Below are 1,757 nucleotides of genomic sequence, written 5' to 3'. Positions count from 1 at the left end.
GTGCATCATCATTCTGAAGAAAACTAGTAGTAGTGAAGCGCGTTATCGGAGGAAGGCAACCCGACCGGCTTAAGGGCTGGCGCGCGATTTTTCGCAAGGACCCCGGACCCTGCATTATGAGAACATCATGACCGAGCTTCATTTCTGGTCGATTGGTCAGTGCCTCATCTTGCTGACCCTCGCCAACGGCGTGCCTGTTATCGCCAAGAAAATGCTTGGCGAGTGGCTCGCATGGCCGATCGATGGTGGTTGGCTTTTCTGGGACGGACAGCCGCTCCTGGGTCGGTCAAAGACTCTTCGCGGTCTCGTGCTAGCCATCACGGCAGCTGCGATGGGCGGTCCTCTTGTGGGGCTGGACATTGAAACCGGAGCGCTCGTAGGTTTGATCGCCATGATTGGCGACATGCTATCGAGCTTCCTCAAGCGTCGTTTGCGCTTGGCTCCGAGCGCCGAGGCGCCAGGCTTCGATCAGGTGCCGGAATCCCTGTTGCCTTTCCTTGCGGTCAAGGACCTCGTGGGATTTTCGGTTTGGGACATTCTGATCGGTGTCGGCTCGTTCTGGATTGGCGAACTCGTGGTGTCCCGGCTTCTCTACATGCTGCGTATCAGAGACAGACCCTACTAATCCTTGCGGGCCAGACGGTGGAGTGTGATCTCGGGAAGACAGTTCAGCCGTACTGCAACGACACTCGATCCGGCGCCAACTGATGTGTAACCCATCATGGCATGGAACATCCACGCGCCGGCGCCCATCGTCCGCGGGAGTTTCGAATCCAAGGTGATCGGGATGCCCCCTGGCAGACAGATCTGGCCGCCATGGGTGTGACCTGCGAGCAGCACGTCGAATCCAGCGTGAGCTGCCTGGCGATAGATCTCGGGAGTATGCGAAAGCAGCATTGAAAATGCGTCGGCTGGCATATCGGCAGCCGCCTTTTCGATATTGTCGACCCGGAAGAAGTGCGCGTCGTCTATTCCAGCGAGATAGATGCGCTCTCCGCTCCGCTCGATCACTTCGAGTTCGTTCATCAGCATGCGAATGCCCATGTCCTCCAAGGCTGGAACCATTCGAACTGTATCGTGGTTGCCGAGCACCCCGTATAGCGGACCCTTGAGAGAGGCTCGCATACGGGCGATGCCGTCTACGGCAGCTTCAAAGGGACCGAAGGTCTTTGCACGGAAATCGCCGGTCAGCACGCAAATGTCATAGTCGAGATCGGCGACGAGTTCGGTGACGCGATCCATTGCGGGGCCGCTCATGTCCGCATGCAAATCGCTGAGGTGGAGGATCCGGAATCCGTCAAAACTACGTGGCAAGCTTGCCGACGCAATCGTGTTGACGCGGAGTTGGACGTTTGCGGCATTGCGGCGCCCACGCCCATAGAGGCCAGTTAACCGCAGCCCGTAGCGGATTGCCGCGTGGATCGAATACCAATTCTCCAAATGGAAGAAATTCAGGCCGTGGCCGAAAACCTGGGCTTCGTGGTCCTCTTCGACCCCTAGACGCTGCCTGGCATGAATCCGGCCAAGGCGCTCGTCCAACCTCGGGCTGATATCAATCATAGCGTCCAGAGCCAGTTGATTGGCGCTTCGGCACGTGCACCATTCATCCACATACAGCAAGCCATTTGCGCAAACTTCGCTGTTGCCGAAGTCTAATGCTGCAACGTTTCGATGTAAGCGGCCAGGTTGTGAATGCGTTCCGTCGTAACGACCTCGCCGCCACTGGGGCCATAAACCTTTGCGTCTTCTTCGAGGAA

The 1,757-nt window shown here is 57.5% G+C and carries 2 protein-coding genes; one reads left to right on the top strand and one right to left on the bottom strand.

The window, feature by feature from the left end:
* Window positions 1–127 precede the first annotated feature (127 nt).
* Entirely contained in the window at window positions 128–625 is a 498-nt protein-coding gene (locus tag EOA85_RS34510; protein WP_127212661.1) for a CDP-archaeol synthase, read from the top strand.
* Here EOA85_RS34510 and EOA85_RS34505 read toward each other — a convergent pair.
* Window positions 622–1,757: metallophosphoesterase (locus EOA85_RS34505; protein ID WP_348627958.1), on the bottom strand; the 1,136-nt coding region annotated here is incomplete at its 5' end. The two genes, EOA85_RS34510 and EOA85_RS34505, sit on opposite strands and share 4 nt — an antisense overlap.

Source organism: Mesorhizobium sp. M5C.F.Ca.IN.020.29.1.1 (assembly GCF_003997375.1).
In the GTDB taxonomy this organism is placed as follows: Bacteria; Pseudomonadota; Alphaproteobacteria; order Rhizobiales; family Rhizobiaceae; genus Mesorhizobium; species Mesorhizobium wenxiniae.
This window is presented reverse-complemented; position numbering and strand designations above follow the sequence as displayed.